Source organism: Mycolicibacterium sp. XJ870, from assembly GCF_053483975.1.
Window position 1 is genome coordinate 199,836 of sequence record NZ_JBEFTI010000006.1, and the last position, 21,645, is coordinate 221,480.

The 21,645-nt window shown below is 66.0% G+C and carries 23 protein-coding genes; 15 read left to right on the top strand and 8 right to left on the bottom strand.

The window, feature by feature from the left end; all coding sequences use genetic code 11:
* Window positions 1-7 precede the first annotated feature (7 nt).
* Window positions 8-784: an enoyl-CoA hydratase gene (locus ABQF30_RS21775; protein ID WP_448467621.1), complete on the bottom strand. Its 777-nt coding sequence runs from the start codon at window positions 782-784 to the stop codon at window positions 8-10.
* Complete coding sequence (locus tag ABQF30_RS21780) at window positions 781-1,827, bottom strand: enoyl-CoA hydratase/isomerase family protein (RefSeq protein WP_448467623.1); 1,047 nt, start codon at window positions 1,825-1,827, stop codon at window positions 781-783. Before ABQF30_RS21780 ends, ABQF30_RS21775 begins: the two co-directional genes overlap by 4 nt.
* Window positions 1,828-1,999: 172 nt before the next feature.
* On the opposite strand from ABQF30_RS21780, the gene ABQF30_RS21785 reads away from it, so the two are divergent.
* Window positions 2,000-2,848, top strand: a complete 849-nt coding sequence (locus ABQF30_RS21785; protein WP_448467625.1) for a Bax inhibitor-1/YccA family protein — start codon at window positions 2,000-2,002, stop codon at window positions 2,846-2,848.
* 207 nt (window positions 2,849-3,055) lie between these two features.
* Window positions 3,056-3,943 carry a hypothetical protein gene (locus ABQF30_RS21790; protein ID WP_448467627.1) on the top strand — a complete coding sequence of 296 codons (888 nt, stop codon included), beginning with the start codon at window positions 3,056-3,058 and terminating at the stop codon, window positions 3,941-3,943.
* A 23-nt stretch (window positions 3,944-3,966) separates the two neighbouring features.
* Here the strand turns inward: ABQF30_RS21790 and ABQF30_RS21795 are convergent, their stop codons facing one another.
* Window positions 3,967-5,184, bottom strand: a complete 1,218-nt coding sequence (locus tag ABQF30_RS21795) for an acetyl-CoA C-acetyltransferase (RefSeq protein WP_448467629.1) — start codon at window positions 5,182-5,184, stop codon at window positions 3,967-3,969.
* A 45-nt stretch (window positions 5,185-5,229) separates the two neighbouring features.
* Window positions 5,230-6,216, bottom strand: a complete 987-nt coding sequence (locus ABQF30_RS21800) for an SGNH/GDSL hydrolase family protein (RefSeq protein ID WP_448467631.1) — start codon at window positions 6,214-6,216, stop codon at window positions 5,230-5,232.
* Between the two features lie 193 nt (window positions 6,217-6,409).
* On the opposite strand from ABQF30_RS21800, the gene ABQF30_RS21805 reads away from it, so the two are divergent.
* The 4 genes from ABQF30_RS21805 (at window position 6,410) to ABQF30_RS21820 (ending at window position 11,517) form a co-directional block, all read left to right on the top strand.
* Entirely contained in the window at window positions 6,410-7,447 is a 1,038-nt protein-coding gene (locus tag ABQF30_RS21805) for an alpha/beta hydrolase (protein WP_448467633.1), read from the top strand.
* A gap of 29 nt (window positions 7,448-7,476) precedes the next feature.
* Window positions 7,477-8,871 carry a cystathionine beta-synthase gene (locus tag ABQF30_RS21810; RefSeq protein WP_448467635.1) on the top strand — a complete coding sequence of 465 codons (1,395 nt, stop codon included), beginning with the start codon at window positions 7,477-7,479 and terminating at the stop codon, window positions 8,869-8,871.
* A gap of 292 nt (window positions 8,872-9,163) precedes the next feature.
* Entirely contained in the window at window positions 9,164-10,255 is a 1,092-nt protein-coding gene (locus tag ABQF30_RS21815; protein WP_448467637.1) for a DUF2189 domain-containing protein, read from the top strand.
* A 107-nt stretch (window positions 10,256-10,362) separates the two neighbouring features.
* Window positions 10,363-11,517 (top strand): cystathionine gamma-synthase, encoded by a 1,155-nt coding sequence (locus ABQF30_RS21820; RefSeq protein ID WP_448467639.1) that lies wholly within the window; start codon window positions 10,363-10,365, stop codon window positions 11,515-11,517.
* Between the two features lie 23 nt (window positions 11,518-11,540).
* Here the strand turns inward: ABQF30_RS21820 and ABQF30_RS21825 are convergent, their stop codons facing one another.
* The 3 genes from ABQF30_RS21825 to ABQF30_RS21835 form a co-directional block, all read right to left on the bottom strand.
* Window positions 11,541-12,209, bottom strand: a complete 669-nt coding sequence (locus tag ABQF30_RS21825; protein WP_448467640.1) for a GOLPH3/VPS74 family protein — start codon at window positions 12,207-12,209, stop codon at window positions 11,541-11,543.
* Between the two features lie 36 nt (window positions 12,210-12,245).
* Window positions 12,246-12,740 carry a transcription elongation factor GreA gene (greA, locus tag ABQF30_RS21830; RefSeq protein ID WP_448467642.1) on the bottom strand — a complete coding sequence of 165 codons (495 nt, stop codon included), beginning with the start codon at window positions 12,738-12,740 and terminating at the stop codon, window positions 12,246-12,248.
* Window positions 12,741-13,003: 263 nt separating this feature from the next.
* Entirely contained in the window at window positions 13,004-13,426 is a 423-nt protein-coding gene (locus tag ABQF30_RS21835) for a DUF4307 domain-containing protein (RefSeq protein ID WP_448467644.1), read from the bottom strand.
* A 90-nt stretch (window positions 13,427-13,516) separates the two neighbouring features.
* Here ABQF30_RS21835 and mca point away from each other — a divergent pair, with 90 nt between their 5' ends.
* Genes mca through ABQF30_RS21855 form a run of 4 tightly spaced genes read left to right on the top strand, consistent with a single transcriptional unit; the run spans window position 13,517 to window position 17,046 of the window.
* Window positions 13,517-14,383: a mycothiol conjugate amidase Mca gene (gene mca, locus ABQF30_RS21840; RefSeq protein WP_448467646.1), complete on the top strand. Its 867-nt coding sequence runs from the start codon at window positions 13,517-13,519 to the stop codon at window positions 14,381-14,383.
* Window positions 14,380-14,658, top strand: a complete 279-nt coding sequence (locus ABQF30_RS21845; RefSeq protein ID WP_448467648.1) for a hypothetical protein — start codon at window positions 14,380-14,382, stop codon at window positions 14,656-14,658. Before mca ends, ABQF30_RS21845 begins: the two co-directional genes overlap by 4 nt.
* Window positions 14,659-14,693: 35 nt before the next feature.
* On the top strand, window positions 14,694-16,667 hold the full coding sequence (locus tag ABQF30_RS21850; protein WP_448467650.1) for a thioredoxin domain-containing protein: 1,974 nt from the start codon (window positions 14,694-14,696) through the stop codon (window positions 16,665-16,667).
* Between the two features lie 10 nt (window positions 16,668-16,677).
* Window positions 16,678-17,046 (top strand): nuclear transport factor 2 family protein, encoded by a 369-nt coding sequence (locus tag ABQF30_RS21855; protein WP_448467652.1) that lies wholly within the window; start codon window positions 16,678-16,680, stop codon window positions 17,044-17,046.
* Between the two features lies 1 nt (window position 17,047).
* On the opposite strand, the gene trhA is transcribed toward ABQF30_RS21855, so the two are convergent.
* A complete protein-coding gene (gene trhA, locus ABQF30_RS21860; protein ID WP_448467654.1) occupies window positions 17,048-17,791 on the bottom strand; it encodes a PAQR family membrane homeostasis protein TrhA in 744 nt (247 codons plus the stop codon).
* Between the two features lie 56 nt (window positions 17,792-17,847).
* On the opposite strand from trhA, the gene ABQF30_RS21865 reads away from it, so the two are divergent.
* From ABQF30_RS21865 to ABQF30_RS21885, 5 genes are all read left to right on the top strand, one after another.
* The gene (locus tag ABQF30_RS21865) at window positions 17,848-18,642 is read left to right on the top strand and encodes a (2Z,6E)-farnesyl diphosphate synthase (protein WP_448467656.1); all 795 of its coding nucleotides are present in this window, start codon (window positions 17,848-17,850) and stop codon (window positions 18,640-18,642) included.
* A 45-nt stretch (window positions 18,643-18,687) separates the two neighbouring features.
* Window positions 18,688-20,061, top strand: a complete 1,374-nt coding sequence (locus ABQF30_RS21870; protein ID WP_448467658.1) for a hypothetical protein — start codon at window positions 18,688-18,690, stop codon at window positions 20,059-20,061.
* A 10-nt stretch (window positions 20,062-20,071) separates the two neighbouring features.
* The gene (locus ABQF30_RS21875) at window positions 20,072-20,428 is read left to right on the top strand and encodes a hypothetical protein (RefSeq protein ID WP_448467660.1); all 357 of its coding nucleotides are present in this window, start codon (window positions 20,072-20,074) and stop codon (window positions 20,426-20,428) included.
* Between the two features lie 275 nt (window positions 20,429-20,703).
* Window positions 20,704-21,111: a hypothetical protein gene (locus ABQF30_RS21880; RefSeq protein ID WP_448467813.1), complete on the top strand. Its 408-nt coding sequence runs from the start codon at window positions 20,704-20,706 to the stop codon at window positions 21,109-21,111.
* A gap of 128 nt (window positions 21,112-21,239) precedes the next feature.
* Entirely contained in the window at window positions 21,240-21,644 is a 405-nt protein-coding gene (locus tag ABQF30_RS21885) for a hypothetical protein (RefSeq protein ID WP_448467662.1), read from the top strand.
* Window position 21,645 lies beyond the last annotated feature (1 nt).

Below are 21,645 nucleotides of genomic sequence, written 5' to 3' on the forward strand. Positions count from 1 at the left end.
GTAGACCTTAGCGATGGGTGAAGTTGGCGGCGCGCTTCTCGGTGAACGCCGCCATGCCTTCCTTCTGGTCGGCGGTGGCGAAGGCCGAGTGGAACAGCCTGCGCTCGTACAGCAGGCCCTCGGCCAGGGTGGCCTCGAAGGCGCGGTTGACTGCCTCCTTCGCCATCCGTGACGCCGACAGCGACATCCCGGCGATGGTCTCCGCGACCGCGAGAGCCTCGTCGATCAGCGAGTCCGCCGGAACCAACCGCGACACCAATCCCGCGCGTTCGGCCTCGACGGCGTCAATGGTGCGGCCGGTCAGGATGAGATCCATGGCTTTGGCCTTGCCGATGGCCCGCGTGAGCCGCTGGGAGCCGCCCATCCCGGGCAGCACTCCGAGCTTGATCTCGGGCTGGCCGAACTTCGCGGTGTCGGCGGCGATCAGGATGTCGCACATCATCGCCAGTTCGCAGCCGCCGCCCAGGGCATAGCCGGCGACCGCGGCGATGGTGGGGGTGCGGGTGTCGGCGAACTTGGACCAGAGCTCGAAGAAGTCCGCCTCGTAGACGTCGGCGAATGAGAGGTCGGCCATCTCCTTGATGTCGGCCCCGGCCGCGAACGCCTTCTCGTTGCCGGTGAGGATGATCGCACCGACCTGCGGGTCCTTGTCGAGTTCGCTTGCGGCCGTGGTGACTTCGGTCATCACCTGGCTGTTGAGCGCGTTGAGCGCCTTGGGCCGGTTCAGCGTGATGGTGGCGACCCGGTCCGTGCGGGTCACCAGGATCGTCTCGAAGTTGGTCATTTCTTCTCCTCGAACGTCAGGTCCGGATCTGCTGGAACGAAGTATGCGTCGACGTCGGCTTGGGTGACAGCGGCGATCGATGCCGGCGACCACTGCGGGTTCCGGTCCTTGTCGATCAACTGGGCGCGGATGCCTTCGACCAGGTCGTGGGAGCGCAGCGCCCCGCACGACGTCCGATACTCCTGGCGCAGCACATCTTCGAGGGTGTCGAGTTTCGCGGCGCGGCGCACCGCCTCGAGTGTCACGGCGAGCGACACGGGGGAGCGGGTGGCGATGAGGTTGGCTGCATTGTTCGCGGGTTCCGCTTCGTGACTCCGCAGCGCGGCCAGGATGTCGGCGACGGTGTCACCGGCGTAGCAGTCGTCGATCCAGGTCCGCTGTGCGAGTAGCGGGCTGGGCGGTGGTTCGACGGCGTGGGCTTTCAGGGCCTGCTCGACGCCGTCGGTGACAACGGCTTCGGTGAAGTCGGCGAGTTTGTCGTGTGGCACATAGTGATCGGCGAACCCCATCGCGATCGCGTCGGCACCGGAGAACGGCGCCCCGGTCAGCGCGGCGTGCAGCCCCAGCGCCCCGGGGGCCCGCGACAACAGGTAGGTGCCGCCGACGTCGGGAATGAACCCGATGCCGACTTCGGGCATCGCCATCTTGGTGGTATCGGTGGCCACGCGGATGCTGCCGTGAGACGCGATACCGACACCGCCGCCCATCACGATGCCGTCCATGAGCGCGACATAGGGCTTGGGATAGTTCCCGATGCGAGCGTTCAGCAGATATTCGTCGTACCAGAACCGGCGCGCGTCGGTACCGCCCGCCTTCGCGCTGTGATGGATCGCCACCACGTCGCCGCCGGCGCACAGCCCGCGCTCGCCGGCGCCGGTGAGCAGCACGGTATGGATGGAGTCGTCGTTTTCCCAGGCGTCCAGGGCCTCGGCGATCCCCGCGACCATGGCCTCGTTGAGCGAGTTGATCGCCTTGGGCCGGTTCAGCGTGAGGATGCCGACGCCGTTGCGGACACTTACTAGGATGTCCTTGTTTTCGGTCACGAGTTGCAATCTAGTTCGATGTCCCATGATGGTGCGCGACGGGTAGGGTTTGCCCCAAGATCAAACCTGGACGTTTCCTGGGAACTCTCTCGCGTCACCGGGAACCAGTCCGGATCATTGATCGTTGACCATGCAGTTCGTAATCGAACACAGCACTAGGAGAGGATCGACGGTGCGCGAGTCCAGCAACCCCGTATTCCGCAGTCTGCCTAAGACGCAGGGCGGATACGCACAGTTCGGTACCGGAGCCGCCGGCTACGGTGCGCAGCAGACGCACGCGCAGCAGTATGCGCCCGAGTACCTGGACCAGCAGCAGACCGGGGTTTCCCGGCCGCTGACCATTGACGACGTCGTCATGAAGACCGGTATCACCCTCGGTGTGCTGTCGGTCGTCGCCGTCGTCTCGTACTTCCTGGTGGCGGGCAACATGGCGCTGGCCATGCCGTTCACCCTGATCGGTGGCCTCGGCGGCCTGGCGCTCGTCCTGATCGCGACCTTCGGGCGCAAGCAGGACAACCCGGCCATCGTGCTCTCGTACGCGGCATTGGAAGGCCTGTTCCTCGGCGCGGTGTCGTTCATCATCGCCAACGTCGCCTCGGTCGGCGGCGCCGGCATGATCGCGCAGGCGATCGTCGGCACCATGGGCGTGTTCTTCGGCATGCTCGTCGTCTACAAGACCGGCGCCATTCGGGTCACCCCGAAGTTCACCCGCATGCTCATCGCCGGCATGTTCGGTGTGCTGGCGCTGATGCTGCTCAATTTCGTGCTGGCGATGTTCGGCGTGGGCGGCGGTGCCGGTATGGGCCTGCGCGACGGCGGCATGATCGCGATCATCTTCTCGCTGGTGTGCATCGGTCTGGCGGCGTTCAGCTTCCTGATCGACTTCGATTCTGCCGACCAGATGGTCCGCGCGGGTGCCCCGGAGAAGGCCGCATGGGGCATCGCCCTGGGCCTGACCGTCACCCTGGTGTGGCTGTACATCGAAATCCTGCGGCTGCTGTCGTACTTCAACAACGACTAGCAGCTTTACCCCGAGAAAGGCGTCCGCGATTGCGGGCGCCTTTTTCATTTGGGTTTGTCGCCGACTGTGCGCTCAGATCGCGCTGGCTGGTGAAATCTCGATCTGAGCGCACGCTCGGAATGGGCAAAGCTATCCACAACATGAAATCCATCCCCAGATCGCGAAACAGCTGAGCCGGCGCCATGTTCGGTGGGCGAGGGTGAGACGATGGACACCCCATTCCTCGGCAGCGAGGCCCTCGCGGCGGGCTTGGTACGTAAGCATCAACTACGAAGCCCCCGCGGGCCTCTCACCGCTGTGTTCCCCGACGTCTACACACGGCGTGACATCGAGATGACAATTCACCATCGCGCCGCCGCCGCGTGGTTGTGGTCGCGTCGCGGAGGAGTGCTGGCAGGACTCACAGCGTCCGCGCTGCACGGCGCGGAATACGTCGAGGACACACTCCCGATCGAGCTGGTTTGGTCGAACCGCAGGCCGCCACGCGGAATCATCACCCACAAAGTCGGCGACCTTGCGATCGATGAAGTCACCGAACGTCGCGGGCTGCCGCTCACGACGCGTGAGCGAACCGCATTCGATCTCGGGCGGCGCGGCCGCTTAGACGACGCGGTCGCCCGCGTCGATGCACTCGGCAACGTGACGCGGTTCGATGCTGAGGAAGTACTAGCACTGGCCACCGAAAGACATCGTGGCGCACGCGGAGTGCGGCAATTGGTTACCGCACTTGATCTTTACGACCGGGGTGCCCAGTCGCCGAAGGAAACCTGGTTGCGCTTGTTGTTGATCCGCGACGGGTATCCGCGGCCGGCGACCCAGATTCCGGTGACGAGCGTCGATGGTTGTCGACGGTATTACCTCGACATGGGGTGGGAAGAACACAAGTTGGCGGTCGAGTACGACGGCGACCATCATCGTCGTGACCCATACAGTTCGCCCACGACATCATCCGCTCAGAAGACCTCGATGAACTCAGATGGACCCGGGTCAGAGTGGCCAAGCGTCACAGGGAAGTTGATGTGCTCCGGCGCGTGGCCCGTGCTTGGACCGCGACGGTGCACTCAGATCGCCGAATTGCGTGAATCTGCGATCTGAGTGCACGCTCGACGCAAAAGCGACTAGGAGAGCCGCTCCACAACCATCGCCATGCCCTGCCCGCCGCCGACACACATCGTCTCGATGCCGAACGTCTTGTCCTGGGTCTGCAGGTTGTTCAGCAGGGTGGCGGTGATGCGGGCGCCGGTCATGCCGAACGGATGGCCCAGCGCAATCGCGCCACCGGAGACGTTCAGACGGTCCTCGTCCATGCCCAGCGCCCGGGCCGAACCGAGCACCTGCACGGCGAATGCCTCGTTGATCTCGTACAGATCGATATCGCCGATTGACATGCCCGCGTTGGCCAAAGCCTTCTTGACGGCCTCGATCGGGCCGAGTCCCATGATCTCCGGGGACAGCCCGGACACGCCGGTCGACACGATGCGCGCCAACGGGGTCAGGCCGAGTTCGCGAGCCCGCTCGTCGGACATCACCACAAGCGCCGCCGCACCGTCGTTGAGCGGGCAGGCATTGCCCGCGGTAATGGTGCCGTTGGGCCGGAACACCGGCTTGAGCTGGCTGATCTTCTCGTAGGTGGTGCCCGCGCGCGGGCCGTCGTCTTTGGAGACCACGGTGCCATCGGGCAGCGTCACCGGAACGATCTCGCGGTCGAAGAAGCCACTGTTGATGGCTTCCTCGGCGCGGTTCTGCGAACGCACGCCCCAGTGGTCCTGGTCTTCGCGGCTGATGCCGGTGTGCAGCGCAACGTTCTCCGCGGTCTGGCCCATCGCGATGTAGACGTCGGGCAGCAGGCCGTCCTCGCGGGGGTCGTGCCACTCCTCGGCGCCCGAGGCGGCCTCAACCGAGCGGGCCATGGCGTCGGCGAACAGCGCGTTCTTGGTGTCGGGCCAGCCGTCGGCGTTGCCCTTGGCGAACCTGGACACGGTCTCGACGCCTGCGGAGATGAAGGCATGGCCCTCGCCGGCCTTGATGGCATGGAACGCCATCCGCGTGGTCTGCAGCGACGACGAACAGTAACGGTTCACCGTGGTGCCGGGCAGGAAGTCGTAACCCAGCTGCACCGCCACGGCGCGGCCGATGTTGAACCCGGCCTCGCCGCCGGGCTGGCCGGAACCCATCATCAGGTCGTCGATGTCGCGCGGGTCCAGCGCGGGCACCTTGTCCAGCACGGCCTTGACCATCTGGGCGGCCAGGTCGTCGGGCCGCATATCGACGAGCGATCCCTTGTTGGCTCGGCCGATCGGCGAGCGAGCAGTGGCGACGATGACGGCTTCAGGCATGAGGGCTCCTGGAAATCGAGTATCTATGAAAATCTAAAGGAGAACCTAACCCGCCGATACCACGACCGGCGCGGGCACCCCGGTCGAACGCCGCCACAACCTGCTCACGATGCCGAGGCGCGCCAGCAGCGAGGCCCCTTCTGCCGATCCGGACTCCAGAGCGTCGTCACCGTCCCAGTCGCCCAATGCATTACACAGCGCCGGCAGCAACTGCGTGGCCGCCAAGGCGTAGCCGGCCGCCGACGGGTGGAACATGTCCTCGGAGAACAGCAGCTCAGGCGCCTTGTAGAACTCCGGGGCCAACAGGTCGGAGAACGGCACCGGTACGCCGCCTGCCCCGCGCACGGCACCGGCCTGTGCACGGGCCAACCGCAGGCCGCGACTGCGGGCCACCAACCGCAGCGGCTGCGGAATCGCGGTGATCACCCCGAAATCCGGGCATGTGCCGACGACGACGACCGCACCCGCCGATCGCAATCTGCGGACCGCGGCGCCCAGTCGGCGTGCCGACGGGCCGATGCCGTTGGGTTTGGTGATGTCGTTTGCGCCGATCATGATGACCGCCGCATCCGGTGGGGGCCCCGCCACGAACATCGCGTCGATCTGCCCGGACAGCCCCTTCGAGGTTGCACCGACAATTGCCTTGGTGCTCAACCGGATTCGCTTGTCGAGCTGGTCGGCCATCCCTCGCGCGATCAGAACGCCGGGCACCTCGTCAGCCGCCCGGCAGCCGTAGCCGGTGGCCGTCGAGTCGCCGAAGATCATCAGGTGAAGGTCGTACGGGACGCCGCGCTCCCAACGCTGGACGGGCCCACCGCCCGGTACGTATACGCCGTCGGCGCGCGGTGGGATCTCCCAGGACTTCGGGATCACCTGCCGGGCTTTGTCGGCCTGTCCGGACAGCAGGTTCCGGGCCCCGATATAGACAGATCCGGTCGACGCCAGCGTCGCCGCGGCTGCGAGGGCGACGGTTGACCGACGACGAGCACGATTGCGGCGGCGGACGCGACGAGCATCCCTGCTTGAGCCCACGCTGAACATTTTAGGGCGGTGCCGCGTGTTCTCAGCGTAGTGAGACCGACTTGACGATTACGGTGCGGTATCAAGTCCGGTATCAATTCAGTTTATTTGATTGTTGAACAGATTACGGATGTCAAGCTAAGTTACCCGGGTTGTCTGAGTGACGTAGCACACCTAGCACTACAACGGCGTAGGAGTGGTGGCGATGACCGCACCGAGTAAAGTATCGAGGTCGCTTCATGCTGGCATAAGCCCAGCTAGAGCGCATCGCGGGCGCAGGTTCCCGGTCAGTGACGGGGCCCCGGTCGAGGTGGTCGAGGACGGCACCAGCATCGGGGGCCGGCTCGCTTCGCTGGCTGCGATGCTGACAATCAGGCCGACTCTGGCAATTGGTAGCTATGCTCCGCATTTGCCGTGGCCATTCGGAGTGGTCAACTTCGCCGCGCGGCTCCTGCGGCCGGCTCCCGGCACCATCAAGGCCACGATTTCGCTGCCCAACTGCACCGCGCAACTGGTCCGCGCGAACGGCGTGTTGCCGGCCGACGGTAAGCGCAGCGTGATCTTGTACCTGCACGGCGGGGCCTTCCTGGTCTGCGGCGCCAATACCCACTCCGGGCTCGTGACGTCGCTGTCGGAGTACGCCGACAGCCCGGTGCTCGTAGTGGACTACCGGATGGTTCCCAAGCATTCCGTCGGCACGGCCGTCGACGACTGTTATGACGCCTACCAGTGGCTGCGTCTCACTGGATACGAGCCGGATCAGATTGTGATCGCGGGCGACTCGGCGGGCGGTTACCTGGGGTTGGCACTGGCCGAACGGCTGCTGGAGGAAGACGAGGTGCCTGCGGCGCTCGTCACGATGTCCCCGCTGTTCGAGATCGACAATCGGGCCCGGGCCGACCACCCGAACATCCACCGCGACGCGATGTTCCCGGCCAAGGCGTTCGACGCCCTGGTCGAGATCGTGGAGGCCGCGGGTGCACGCATCGACGAGGACGTCTACGAGCCGCTCGACCACATCGAGCCGGGACTGCCGCGCACATTGATCCATGTGTCGGGCTCAGAGGTTCTGATCAGCGATGCGCGCAAGGCCGCCCACCTCCTGGCCGCCGCCGGGGTGCCGGTTGAGGTCCGGGTTTGGCCCGGTCAGATGCATGTATTCCAGATCGCGGGGCCCATGGTCGCCGAAGCGAAACGCTCGCTGCGCCAGATCGGTGAGTACATTCGAGAGGCCACCTGGTAGGCCGAACGCGCGCCTGAGACGATGGACATATGCGCATCGCCAGGCACCTCAGTGAGCTCATCGGCAATACCCCTCTGGTACAGCTGAACTCGGTTGTCCCCGAAGGCTCCGGTCTGGTCGCGGCCAAGATCGAGTACCTCAACCCGGGCGGCAGCGCCAAAGACCGTATCGCGGTCAAGATGATCGACGCCGCCGAGGCCAGTGGCGAGCTCAAACCGGGCGGCACGATCGTCGAACCGACCTCCGGCAACACCGGCGTCGGACTGGCCCTGGTGGCCCAGCAGCGCGGCTACAAATGCGTCTTCGTCTGCCCAGACAAGGTCAGCGAGGACAAGCGGAATGTGTTGCGCGCGTACGGCGCTGACGTCGTGGTGTGCCCGACTGCCGTGCCGCCGGATCACCCGGACAGCTACTACAGTGTCTCCAACCGCCTCGTCACCGAGATCGACGGCGCCTGGAAACCCGACCAGTACTCCAACCCGATGGGCCCGGAGTCGCATTACGAGACGACGGGTCCGGAGATCTGGGCGGACACCGACGGCAAGGTCACGCACTTCGTGGCAGGCGTGGGCACCGGCGGCACCATCACCGGCGCGGGCCGCTACCTGAAAGAGGTATCCGGCGGAAAGGTCCGGATCATCGGCGCCGACCCGGAGGGCTCGGTGTATTCCGGCGGGACGGGGCGGCCGTACCTGGTGGAAGGCGTAGGGGAGGACTTCTGGCCGTCGGCCTACGACCCGGAGGTTCCCGACGAGATCATCGCGGTCTCCGATGCCGACTCGTTCGACATGACGCGGCGGCTGGCCCGCGAAGAGGCCCTTCTGGTTGGCGGGTCGTGCGGTATGGCGGTGGTGGCTGCCGTCGAGGTGGCGAAGAAGGCAGGTCCCGACGCGGTCGTCGTGGTACTGCTGCCTGATGGCGGACGGGGTTATCTCTCAAAGATTTTCAACGACGCATGGATGTCGTCGTACGGATTCCTGCGCAACCGGCTGGACGGTTCGATCGAGCAGCCGAGGGTCGGCGACGTTCTTCGCGGCAAATCGGGGGCGCTGCCGGACTTGGTGCACACGCACCCGTCGGAGACCGTGCGCGATGCGATCGGCATCCTTCGGGAGTACGGCGTATCGCAGATGCCGGTGGTCGGCGCCGAACCGCCGGTGATGGCAGGCGAAGTCGCGGGCAGCGTGTCCGAACGGGAACTGCTTTCGGCGGTGTTCGAGGGCCGGGCGAAACTGGCCGACGCAGTCTCCGAGCACATGAGCCCGCCGTTGCCGCTGATCGGGGCAGGTGAGTTGGTTGGAACCGCGGCCAAGACGCTGCGGGAATGCGACGCGGTCATGGTGGTCGAGGAAGGAAAACCGGTCGGGGTACTGACCCGTCACGACCTGCTCGGCTTCCTGTCGGAGGGCCTCGGCCGGCCTTAGCCGATGCCGTGGCGGCCATTCCACACCGTGAACCTGGCGTGGAATGCCCTGCCATCAGCGACTTCTCAGGTAAGGTGAGCTGGCTCAGGGCCAGCAAACTCAATACCGGAAGGCATTCATGACGGGCCGAGTACCACCGCCCCTGAAGGCGACGCGCGCGTTTGTGGCCGTGCCAACGGGACCGGCGGTGCGTAACCTGCCTGTGGAGCCGTTCCGCCGCGCTACATCTAGGTGCTGGTAGAAAGTCGCGGCCGTGTCGCGGTCGCTATCCGAGATGAGGAGAGCCGTCAACGTGACCGATCAACCGCCACCTCCGGGGAATTACCCGCCTCCGCCCGAGGGTGGGTACCCGCCGCCTCCGCCGGAGGGTGGCTACCCGCCGCCTCCACCGGAGGGTGGCTATCCGCCGCCTCCGCCGCCCGGGGGTTACCCGCCCCCGCCGCAGGGTGGCTATCCGCCCCCACCACCTCCTGGAGGTGGCTATCCGCCGCCCCCGCCTCCGCAGCACGGTGGTTATCCGCCGCCCCCGCCGGGAGCGGGCGGCTATCCTCCTCCGCCAGGGAATTACCCACAGGCCGGGGGCTATCCCCAACCCGGCGGTTACCCCGCGCCCGGCGGCTATCCCGGTGGCTACGCGCAGCCAGGCGTTCCGGCATATGGGCAAGGCAGCGGATACAGCGTGGGCGAGGCCATCTCGTGGGCGTGGAACAAGTTCACCAAACACCCGGTCGAATTGATTGTCTCGACGCTGGTGTTCGGCCTGATCTACGCACTGCTGCAGGGCATCATCCAGATGATCTCCGGCCCGGCCGATTACTCCGAGGCCAACCCGATGGAGGCCGGCGGGGTCATCGTGTCCATCATCGGCGGGATCGTGATGCTGGTCGTCTCGGCGGTGATCCAATCTGCCTATATCGGCGGCATATTGGACATCGCGAACGGGCAACCGGTGACCATCGGCTCGTTCTTCAGGCCGCGTAACGTCAGCAATGTCATCATCGCGAGCCTGATCGTCGGTGCGATCATGTTCGCGGTTGCCTTGGTGCTGCTGATCCCAGGCGTTTTCATGCCGGGGTTCCTGTTCGTCGGGCTCCCGGTGTATTTCATCGCCGCGATCGTTCTTGCGGTCTTGTTCCTGTTCACGACGGTCGCTGTGATCGACCGCAATCTCAACGGTGTCGACGGCGTCAAGACGAGTCTCAACATCAGCAAGGCCAACTTCGGCCAGGTGTTCCTGACGGGACTTGTCATGTTGGCCATCGGATTTGTCGGTGCGATCCTGTGCCTGGTTGGCCTTCTCGTGGCGTACCCGGTGTTGACCCTCATCCAGGTGTACGCATTCCGCCGGCTCACCGGCGGGCAGGTGGCACCGCTCACGCCGTAGCCTCCGCGATCGACTCTGCGCCCACGGTGGACAAGGCCGAGAAGCCTGTGCCGTGGGCGCAGAGTCGATGTGTCATCGAGCACCGGTGCCGATAGGCTCAACACGTTATGAGCGAACAGCGCAAGTGGCACGGTCTGGCCACGAAAGCCATCCACGCCGGCTACCGTCCCGACCCGGGGACCGGAGCCGTCAACACCCCGATCTACGCGAGTTCGACCTTCGCCCAGGACGGCGTCGGCGGGCTGCGCGGCGGTTTCGAGTACGCCCGCACCGGCAATCCGACGCGGTCGGCGTTGGAAGCCGCGCTGGCCGCGGTGGAGGAGGCCTCCTACGGGCGGGCGTTCAGCTCGGGTATGGCGGCCACCGACTGCGCGCTGCGTGCCGTGCTGCGCCCCGGCGACCATGTGGTGATTCCCGACGACGCCTACGGGGGCACCTTCAGGCTGATCGACAAGGTGTTCTCGCAGTGGGGTATCAGTCACACCCCGGTGCCGCTGTCGAATCTGGACGCGGTGCGCTCGGCGCTTACCCCGAGCACCCGGATGATCTGGGTGGAGACGCCGACCAACCCGCTTCTGACGATCGCCGATATCTCCGGGATCGTGCAGATCGCGTCTTCGTCGGGGGTGAAGGTGTTGGTGGACAACACTTTCGCGTCGCCGGCGTTGCAGCAGCCGCTGTTGCTGGGCGCCGACATCGTGCTGCATTCCACCACCAAGTACATCGGCGGGCATTCCGATGTGGTGGGCGGCGCGCTGCTGACCAATGACGAAGAACTCGACGCTGCATTCGCGTTTCTGCAGAACGGCGCGGGCGCGGTGCCCGGCCCGTTCGATGCGTACCTGACCATGCGAGGACTCAAGACGCTGGTGCTTCGGATGCGTCAGCACAGTGAAAACGCCGCGCTGATAGCCGAATTCCTCGACGGACACCCAGCGGTCGAGACGGTGCTGTACCCAGGACTGACCAGCCATCCCAACCACAATGTGGCGGCGCGGCAGATGACCGGGTTTGGCGGCATGGTTTCTCTGCGGCTGCGTGGCGGGCCCCGGGCTGCCCGTGAATTATGTTCTCGCACTGAGATTTTCATCCTCGCCGAATCTCTCGGTGGGGTGGAGTCGCTGATCGAGTATCCGGGAGCGATGACGCATGCCTCGACCGCGGGTTCTCAGCTTGAGGTGCCCGACGATCTGGTGCGCCTGTCGGTGGGCATCGAGCATGCCGCCGATCTGCTTGCCGACCTGGAGCAGGCGCTCACCTAACCCCGCTCACGCAAAAAAAGTAGCTACATCAGGGCCGGGCGCAGGGCCGAGGTCGTCACCGCCAGGTTCATCTCCGGCAGCGCGGTCGCGTTCTCGTCGACCCAACTGCCGGTGGCGATTTCGGTGGCCCGGGCGTGCACCCAGCGCCACCCTCGCTCGTTGAGGCTCAGCACCGCACCCAGCCCGTCAACCGCATGCAGCAGGCAGATGATCGCCGCGATCGACGGCACGGGGGACTGGCCGTCGAACAGCGCTCCCAGTAGCGCGGCACGCGCCTGGCTCACCCGTAGTCGATTGGTCAGCGGCCAGCAGTACACACTGCGGCCGGGAAATCCCTTGCCCGGCATGCGGACTCGGCGAATCTGCCCCGCGCCTTCGAGATAGGTTTCCAGCGTGGGCTGGATATGCTTACGCATCTTGGTCAGTGCGTTTTCGGCCGACAGCGGTCGCCGTTGCAACAACTCGAACGCCGGGTCCGCCACCGGATCCGCAGGCCATCGGCCGGCAAGCGCCACCAGCATGCCCGCTTCGATCGGCTCCCCGGCCATGGCGGGCCGGATCCGGCATGAGTAAGCCAGATCCAACAGCACTGCGGCGCTCAGCACCCGCTCACGGCGACGTCGGTCCAGTCCAGGCTGTGCGGACGCGTTGTCCAGCAACAGCAAGAACAGGTCCTCGGCGATTTGCGCCATTTCCCCGACTGTAGTGCGTGCCCAGCGGGCCGCGCGTCAGGAGTGGTACGGCTCGGCGCTGACCAGCGTGACCTTGACGGTGTTGCCGTTCGGCACGGTGTAGGTGCGGGATTCGCCGACCTTGGCGTCGATGAGGGCCCCGCCCAGCGGCGAGTTGGGGGAGTACACCTCGAGCTTGCCGTCGCTGATGCCCTCCTGGCGGGTGGCGATCAGGAAGGTCTCGGTGTCCTTCTTGTCGTCGTCGTAGTACACCTTGACGACCGAGCCCGGCAGGGCCACACCGGATTGTTTGGGGGCCTCGCCGACCTTGGCGTTGTTCAGCAGTTCCTGCAGCTGACGGATCCGGGCCTCCTGCTGGCCCTGCTCCTCGCGGGCGGCGTGGTAGCCGCCGTTCTCGCGCAGGTCGCCCTCTTCGCGGCGGTCGTTGATCTCGGCAGCGATGACCGGCCGGTTGGCGATCAGCTGATCCAGCTCCGCTTTCAACCGGTCGAATGCTTCCTGGGTGAGCCAGGTGACCTGGGTGTCGGTCATGTCGTCGCGCTCCTGTCCATCTAGTCTTGCGGTGCTCTCGCGCCTTCTCGCGTACGAAAAGCCATCAGTTTCGGGCCGGGATGAAAGTGCGTGTATTGCCGCGGGCGAAAGCGCCGTTCTGAGCGCTAATGCAGCAATACACGGCCCCAGCAAGGAACCGTGTATCGCACAATCGTACCACCGCGTGGACAGCGGATCTTCACGTATTTGCTGTTCGGCGTTTGTTGCGCCCCGCCGAAACGCTCCTCACCTGCGCCGCGGGATCAGGGGCTTACCAGGTAGGACGGCACCTCCGTGCCGCAGCCGTAGACGTCGCCGACGACGGGCTTGCGCGTCGATTTCACCACGGTCGTCACCTGGACCACTCGCTGGTCCGAAGGCGGGACCAAAACCTCGCGCCGGCCGGTTTCGCTGCCGTCGATTGCTCGTGTCCGCACGATGCACACCACCGGAAGCGACGGGTCGGGCCGGGTGACTCCGACGGTCACCGAGACGGTCTCGTCGTCAATCAGCTCATAGGCTGTGAGCTCGCCTTTTACGTCGCCGCTGCCGAACCGCTGGAATGCGACGAGCGCGACGATCACCCCGACGATCACCACCGCCACGGCGATCGCGATGAGGATCCAACGCCGGGTCCGGCCGGGCAGTTGTTGTGATCCGTAGCGGGCGGCGGGACGTTCGATCATCAGAACTGGAACTATAGGCTCCGACAGCGCGTAGCCACCGGCACGGGTAATGGAATTAGGTAAGAGGTCGCCGTAGTTAGATGGAACGAAATGAGTGAACTGCGGTTGATGGCTGTCCATGCGCACCCGGACGATGAGTCCAGCAAGGGTGCGGCGACCACTGCGCGTTATGCGGCCGAGGGCGTACGCGTCATGGTGGTGACGCTGACCGGTGGCGAGCGCGGAGACATTCTCAATCCGGCGATGGACCTGCCGGAGGTGCACGGCCGGATGTCGGAGGTTCGACGTGACGAGATGGCCAAGGCCGCCGAGATCCTCGGCGTCGAGCATCACTGGTTGGGGTTCGTCGACTCCGGGCTGCCCGAGGGCGACCCGCTGCCGCCGCTGCCAGACGGCTGCTTCGCGGTGGTGCCGCTGGCCGAGCCCGTCGAACGTCTGGTCCGGGTGATCCGCGAATTCCGTCCGCACGTGTTGACCACGTACGACGAGAACGGTGGCTATCCGCACCCCGACCACATCCGCTGCCACGAGGTGTCGATGGCCGCCTACGAGGCGGCGGCGGACCACATGCTGTTTCCCGACTCCGGGGACCCGTGGAGCGTCGCCAAGCTGTACTACAACCACGGTTTCCTGCGCCAACGCATGCAGTTGCTGCAGGACGAGTTCGCCAAGAACGGCCAGACGGGACCATTCGCGAAGTGGCTGGAACACTGGGACCCCGACCATGATGTGTTCGCCAACCGGGTGACCACCCGTATCGAATGTTCGCAGTACTTCACCCAGCGCGACGACGCGTTGCGGGCACACGCCACCCAGATCGATCCGACGGGCGATTTCTTCCATGCGCCCATCGAATGGCAGCAGCGGTTGTGGCCGACCGAGGAGTTCGAACTGGCCCGCTCCCGCGTGCCGGTGAGTTTGCCGGAAGACGACCTGTTCACCGGGATTGAGGAATGATCGAGACGCTGACGGCAGTAGTGACCCTGCTGGCCGAGGAACCCCGCAACACCGGCCCGGAATTCGGAAAGGCCGCTCCATTCGGTCTGCTGATCACGGTGCTGCTGTTGGTCGGCACATTTGCTCTGGTCTGGTCGATGAACCGGCACCTGCGCAAGCTGCCCGAGTCCTTCGACCCGGAACACCCCGAACCCGATCAGGCCGCCGACGAGGGCACGGTGGAAACCGAGTCCGAGGCCGGACCCGACAACGGGGCCCCCAAAGGGTCGGGCTGACGCGCCCAGGGCAAATCCGCACCTAGGGTGAAGGTGTGGCCAATCAACTGAGCAGGTCCACCAGTCCCTATCTGCGGCAGCACGCCGAAAACCCGGTGCACTGGCAGGAATGGTCGGCGGACGCGCTGGCCGAGGCTGCCGAACGCGATGTGCCGATCCTGCTGTCCATCGGTTACGCCGCCTGTCACTGGTGTCACGTGATGGCGCACGAGTCTTTTGAGGACGCCGAGGTCGCGGCCGTGATGAACGACGGCTTCGTGTGCATCAAGGTGGACCGCGAGGAGCGGCCCGATCTGGACGCGGTCTACATGAACGCCACCGTGGCCTTGACCGGTCAGGGCGGTTGGCCCATGACCTGTTTTCTCGCACCGGACGGCCGGCCGTTCTTCTGCGGCACCTACTACCCGAAGCTGGGGTTCCTGCAACTGCTGGCGGCGGTCGCCGAGACCTGGCGGGATCGCCGCGACGAGGTCGAGCAGGCGTCGGATCAGATCGCCACCGAACTTCGGTCCATGTCCGCAGGACTGCCCGGAGGCGGCTCACCGGTGAGCCCGGAGTTGTGCGACCACGCCGTCGCAGCGGTGCTACGTGACGAGGATGCCGCGCACGGCGGTTTCGGGAGCGCCCCGAAGTTCCCTCCGTCGGCGTTGTTGGAGGCACTGCTGCGGCACTACGAACGCACCGGATCCGCACCGGCGTTGGCAGCGGTGGAGCAGACCTGCGCGGCGATGGCTCGCGGCGGCATCTATGACCAGCTTGCCGGCGGGTTCGCCCGCTACAGCGTCGACCCGTCCTGGGTCGTGCCGCACTTCGAGAAGATGCTCTATGACAATGCGCTGCTGCTGCGGACGTATGCGCACCTGGCTCGCCGGACAGGGGATCCATTGGCGCGCCGGATCGCCTCGGAGACAGGCGATTTCATGATGCGCGAGCTCGGCGACGGTGGAATGTTCACGTCGTCGCTGGACGCCGACGCCGCCGGCCGCGAAGGTCTGACGTACGTGTGGACCGCGGCCGAACTGCGATCAGTGCTTGGTGAGGACGACGGCGCTTGGGCGGCTTCGCTTTTCGGAGTGACTGCCGACGGAACTTTCGAGCATGGCTCGTCGGTGCTGCAGCTGCGCGCCGATCCCGACGACGCGGCACGGTTCGATTCGGTGCGTTCGGCGCTGTTGGCTGCGCGCGCCACACGGCCCCAGCCTGGCCGCGATGACAAGGTGGTGACCGCGTGGAACGGGCTGGCGATCACCGCCCTGGCTGAGGCCTCGGTGGCACTCGGCAGGCCCGAATTCCTTGATGCCGCTTCGGAATGCGCGCGGCGGCTGGTGGATCTGCATCTTGTCGACGGGCGGCTGCGACGGGCCAGCCTGGGCGGTCAGGTCGGGGACAGCGCGGCGATCCTGGAGGATCACGCCGCCCTGGCCACCGCGTTGTTGACGCTGTACCAGCTGACCGGGCAGGGGCTGCCGGAGGCGTCAACGCTGCTGGACACCGCGCTGGTGCACTTCGCCGATCCGGAGCGGTCAGGGCGCTGGTTCGACACCGCCGACGACGCCGAGAAACTCATGGTGCGTCCCTCCGACCCGATCGACGGCGCGACGCCATCGGGTGCTTCCCTGATCGCCGAGGCGCTGCAACTGGGCGCCCACCTGACCTCATCGGAACGATATGCGGCCGCCGCACAGGAGACGTTGTCGTCGGCGACGCCGATCCTGGCCCGGGCGGCGCGCTCGGGCGGGCACTGGCTGGCGGTCGCCGAGGCCCAGCTGCGCGGGCCCATCCAGATCGCGGTGGCCTGCGAGCAGCCTTCTGCGTTGTTGGCCGCGGCGCGCACTCTGGCGCCCGGCGGGGCGGTGGTGATCGGCGGCGCCGTGAACACGTCGGAATTGCTGATCGACCGCGACCGCGTGGACGGCACCGACGCCGCGTACGTGTGCCGGGGCAGGGCGTGCGATCTGCCGGTCACGACCGTCGGGGATCTCGCTGCCGCACTGGGGGTGTCCGTGTAGCGTCGCGGCCATGAGCCATGACGCCGCTGCCCTCGAATCCTTCGTCAAGCGTTACCTCGACACGTGCGCGACCGGGACCGCTGCGGACGTCGCCGCGTTGTACGCCGAAGACGCGACCCTGGAGGATCCGGTCGGAAGCGGCGAGGTCCACATCGGGCGGCAGGCCATTGAGGGCTTCTACAAGAACATGGCGGGAACCGAGATCAAGACGGAGCTCCTGACCTTCCGGCCCGGTGGCCACGAGGCCGCGTTCGTCTTCGCCATCACGGTCGGAGGCGCGATGCGCATCGAACCCATCGAGGTCCAGACGTTCGACGCCGACGGTCAAATTACGTCGATGAAGGCCTACTGGTCACCGGCCGACGTCAAGCAGTTGTAGGTCAGAAGACCGCGAACCACATGGCGATGTAGTGGCAGATCGCCGCGACGGCCGTGCAGGCGTGGAAGAACTCGTGATGGCCGAAGGTGGTCGGCCAGGGGTTGGGCCATTTCAGTGCGTAGAGCACCCCGCCGACGCTGTAGAGCGCGCCGCCGACGATCAACAACACCACCGCCGCCGTGCCCGCGCCGTCCATGATCGGCCCGATGAACCATGCCGCGACCCAACCCAGCAGCAGATACAGCGGCACGCCGACCCACGCAGGTGCTGACGGCCAGAACATCTTGAGCAGTACACCCGCGGTCGCACCGCCCCAGACGATCCAGAACAGCACCATGCCTTTGGATTCGGGCAGCGCCAGCAAGGCGAACGGGGTGTAGCTGCCCGCGATGAAGATGAAGATCATCGAGTGGTCCAGCCGCTTCATCCATTTGCGGGCGCTGGGGGATTCCCAATTCACCCGGTGGTAGGTGCCGCTGACGGCGAACATCGCCACGATCGTGAAGGTGTAGAGCAAGGTAGCCAGCCCGGCGCGGGTCGACTCGATCGACCACGACACCGACACCAGCGCCGCGCCCGCGATGAACGCGATGACGGCGGAGTAGACGTGGATCCAGCCGCGTGCCCGCGGCTTGCCGAGGAACTGTGCGACGCCTCCGGCGACAGCCTCCGGCAGATCCTCGGCGTGCCGGTTCACCACCGCGGCCGCCCGGTAGGGCTTCTTGGCACCGATCGGCGCGCTCATGTCACCTCCATTAACAGCACATGGGGTATCCCCCGATCACAGTAGTCTGGATTCTCGTGGACATCATTCCCCCGCGTCTCAAGGAACCGGCCTACCGGATCTATGAGATGCGGTTGCGCCAGGACTTGGCGCGGTCCAAAGCTGAACTGCCCCGGCACATCGCGGTTCTGTGCGACGGCAACCGCCGTTGGGCCCGTGATGCTGGTCACGATGACGTCAGCATCGGTTACCGGATGGGTGCGGCCAAGATCGCCGAGATGCTGCGCTGGTGCCAGGCCGCCGGCATCGAGATGACGACGGTCTATCTGCTCTCGACGGAGAACCTGCAGCGGGATCCCGACGAGCTCACCGAGCTGATCGAGATCATCACCGACGTCGTCGAGGAGATCTGCGCGCCTGCCAACAAATGGAGCGTGCGCACCGTCGGCGATCTGGAGTTGCTGGGGGAGGAGCCGGCCCGTCGGCTGCGTGAGGCGGTCGAGAAGACAACGGCGGCAAGTGCGGGTTCTTTCCACGTCAACGTCGCAGTCGCTTACGGCGGCAGGCAGGAAATCGTCGACGCGGTCCGCTCACTGCTGAACAAGGAGTTGGCCAACGGCGCCACCGCCGAGCAACTCATCGACGCTGTCAGCGTCGACGGCATCTCGGAGAATCTGTACACCTCGGGGCAGCCCGATCCCGACTTGGTCATCCGCACTTCCGGGGAACAGCGGCTGTCCGGATTCCTGTTGTGGCAGAGCGCCTATTCCGAGATGTGGTTCACCGAGGCGTACTGGCCGGCGTTCCGCCGGGTGGACTTCCTGCGCGCGCTGCGTGACTACACCGCGCGCCACCGCCGCTTCGGCAGATAGCTTTGCTCTTCGCGCAAGCGCTCATCGTCATGACAGACTGGCCCTATGGCTGCGCTGTCGGCAGTGGTCTTCACGCTCAGCTGGTGGCTGGGGCTTTATCTGCTTGCCCGCGATCCGCGTAAGCCCGTCCTGGTTTTCGCCGCGATCGGGCTGACGAGTTTCGCCGCCGTCGTCGCACTGGACGCGGTCCGCGTCACCACCGAGTCCGAACTTCTCAGCCGCGTCGAGATCTACCTCGTCGCATTGCCGGGCATCGCATGGTTCGCGGTACTCATCGAGCTGTCCCGGCCCTCTGACACATGGCGGGCGCGGGCCGGCGAGATCGCGGCGATCTTCGGCGTCGCGGTGCTCGCGTTCGCCGGGGCGGCGATGGCGGGCAGCGTCGACGGCCCACTTCGCACCGGCCACTGGGTGATGTTCGCGGTGATCTCACTGTCCTCGCTGGGCGCCATGATCAAGGCCGTCATGGGTGGCGCGAAGCCCCGATCAGCAGTCGGCTTCCTCATCGTCGCCACCCTTTTCTTCGCGCTGGGCAACGCCATCTTGATCATTCCGCTGGGCCTGGTGCCCAGCTGGCTGGCGTTGGCGTCCACCGGGTTCGACGTCGCACTGCTGGGCATCGCCGTGGCGATCTGGGACGCCTTCGACGAAGGCCAGGCGGTGCGGGCCGACATGCGGCGCTCCTTCATCGGCACGTTGGTGATCGCGGTGCCGTTCGGTGCGCAGGCCCTGATCGGGTTGGCCGTGCTCGATGCCGGCGACGGGCATGTTGCGATGACGATCCTGTTGTTCACCAGCCTGGCAGTCGCAGTGGCCGTCGAAGTGCTCGCCGATCCACTGGCCGGGGTATTCGACCGGCTGGCGTTCTCGCGGTCGCCGGGCCTGCGCGCCGACCGCGAAGCGCTGCGGCAGACCGAGGCCGCGCTTCCGTTGCGTTCGGGCAGCCCGCTCGACGGCATCGACGACGATGCGTTCGTCCGCCTGACCCGTCGTGCCCTGGGCCATTACGCCGATCTGTCCAAACTGGTCGCCAGCCCGCTGACCGCGCTGCCGGCCATCGACGCCCGCCTGGCCGAGCGCGGCGCGCCCGATCAACCCCTGGAACGCGCCAACGAACTCAAGGCGCTGCTGGCCGACCGCATCGCTGCGCTCAAGCCGCGCGACAGCGGCGACTTCGGCACCACCGAGGAATGGCGGCATTACAACTCGCTGTACTTCCCGTACGTCGTAGGGGTGCGTGCCTACGCACAGAACGCGACCGCCGCAGGGCTCGATCCTGTTGCCCGCCAAGCGTGGCAGTGGTTCGTCACCGAGGTGCCGCAGCGCTCCCTGCACAACTGGCAGAACGCCGCGGCCAAGGTGATTGCGGCGGACTTGCGTGGGAATTTGGTGCCCGCCGCGGGCTCTGCCGGTCGATAGGATCATCGTTGTGACCTCGTCGCCGGATCTTGAAGCGCGTATTGCCGCGCTGGAAGCCGATCGCGCCGATCACCGTGCAGTGCTCACCGCCGTCGGTGCACTGGGCGGTCGTTTCGACAAGGTTGACGAGCGTTTCAATCGGGTCGACGAGCGTCTGGAGAGCATTGAGGTGAAGTACGACGCCACCCGCGAAGCGATCAACGCACTCAGCGACAAACTCGCCAGCATTCAGCGGCGGACTCGCGAAGAGTTTTCGCGAGTGCACGCCGCGATTGCCGATCATCGCCAAGAGACGCGCACCGGGTTCAGGTCCATGGAGGACCAGATGGCCGAAATCAAGGATCTGATCATCGACCGACTGGGGTAGCACCAACGCCTGAAGTGCGTTCGAGCTACAACCCATTTGTAATCCCTGTCACCGAGTTCGACGTCATGGTCGTGATTCGGGTGCTGGCGCATCTATCGACAGCCCTGATGTCGAAATGAACGCCGGGCCGCGCAATGACACATAGACCCGGCTGAATCGCCCCTGACCTGGTGCTGGCAGTGCTTGGCAGCGTCTGGCGTGGATCTGGCAGCGGCATCTGAGCAGTGTCGGAAGTGTCAGAACTGTCCGAAACCCTCATCGCCGAGGAGCCCGACATGACCGCAATCCTGCATCGGCCACTGTCCGATTCGACCGACTCGCTGCTCCGCTTCGCGCTTCGCGCCGACGCCACCCTGTGTGCGGGCGTCGGATTGTTCGTCGCGATGGCCGCCGATCTGCTGGCCCGGATCTCCGGGCTTTCGGCCACTGCCGGATGGATCGCCGGGGCCGCACTGGTGGGCTACGGAGCGTTGCTCTACGTGCTGGCCGCGGTGCCTGACATCCGGAAGGTGGGCATCGCCGTCGTGATCGGCAATGTGGGCTTCGCGATCACCATGGTGACCGCCATCGTGGCCGGCTGGCTGCCACTGACCGGGCTGGGTGTCGACCTGGTCCTGAGCTTCGTCGCCGCCACCGCCGGGCTGTCCTGGCTCCAATACCGCGGAGTGCGCCGTCTGGCGTGACTCCTTCCCGGGCCGGTGCGGGGTGCCGCCGCAAGAGGTTACGGCGCGCAGCCCCGCACCGGGCCCCATGTCGCCGCCGAGCGGCTCCGGGCTCAGACATTGAAAACACCACCACCAGAAGGAGAATCATGACCGCCATCACCGCCACCGGCTCCGCCACCGGAACCGATTCGCTGCTGCGCCTGGCAATGCGGGTCGACGCCGTCTTCGTCGGCATCACAGGCATCGCATTGCTCGCCGCGGCCGGCTGGGTCTCGGAGCTCACCGGCCTGCCGAAGGCCGTCGAGTACGGCGTCGGCATCTTCTCGGTCGTCTACGGCGTCGTGGTCTTCGCGCTCGCCGCGATCCAGCGGGTGCGCCCGGCCGGTATCGGCACGGTGATCGCCAATGCGCTGTGCACGGTGATCGCCGTGGTCGCCGTCGTCACGATGTCGCTCACCGCGACCGGCGTCGTGGCCGTGATCGCCACCGGTATCTACACCGCCGTGATGGCCGAGTGGCAGTACGTCGGGGTGCGCCGGATCAAGGCGTGAA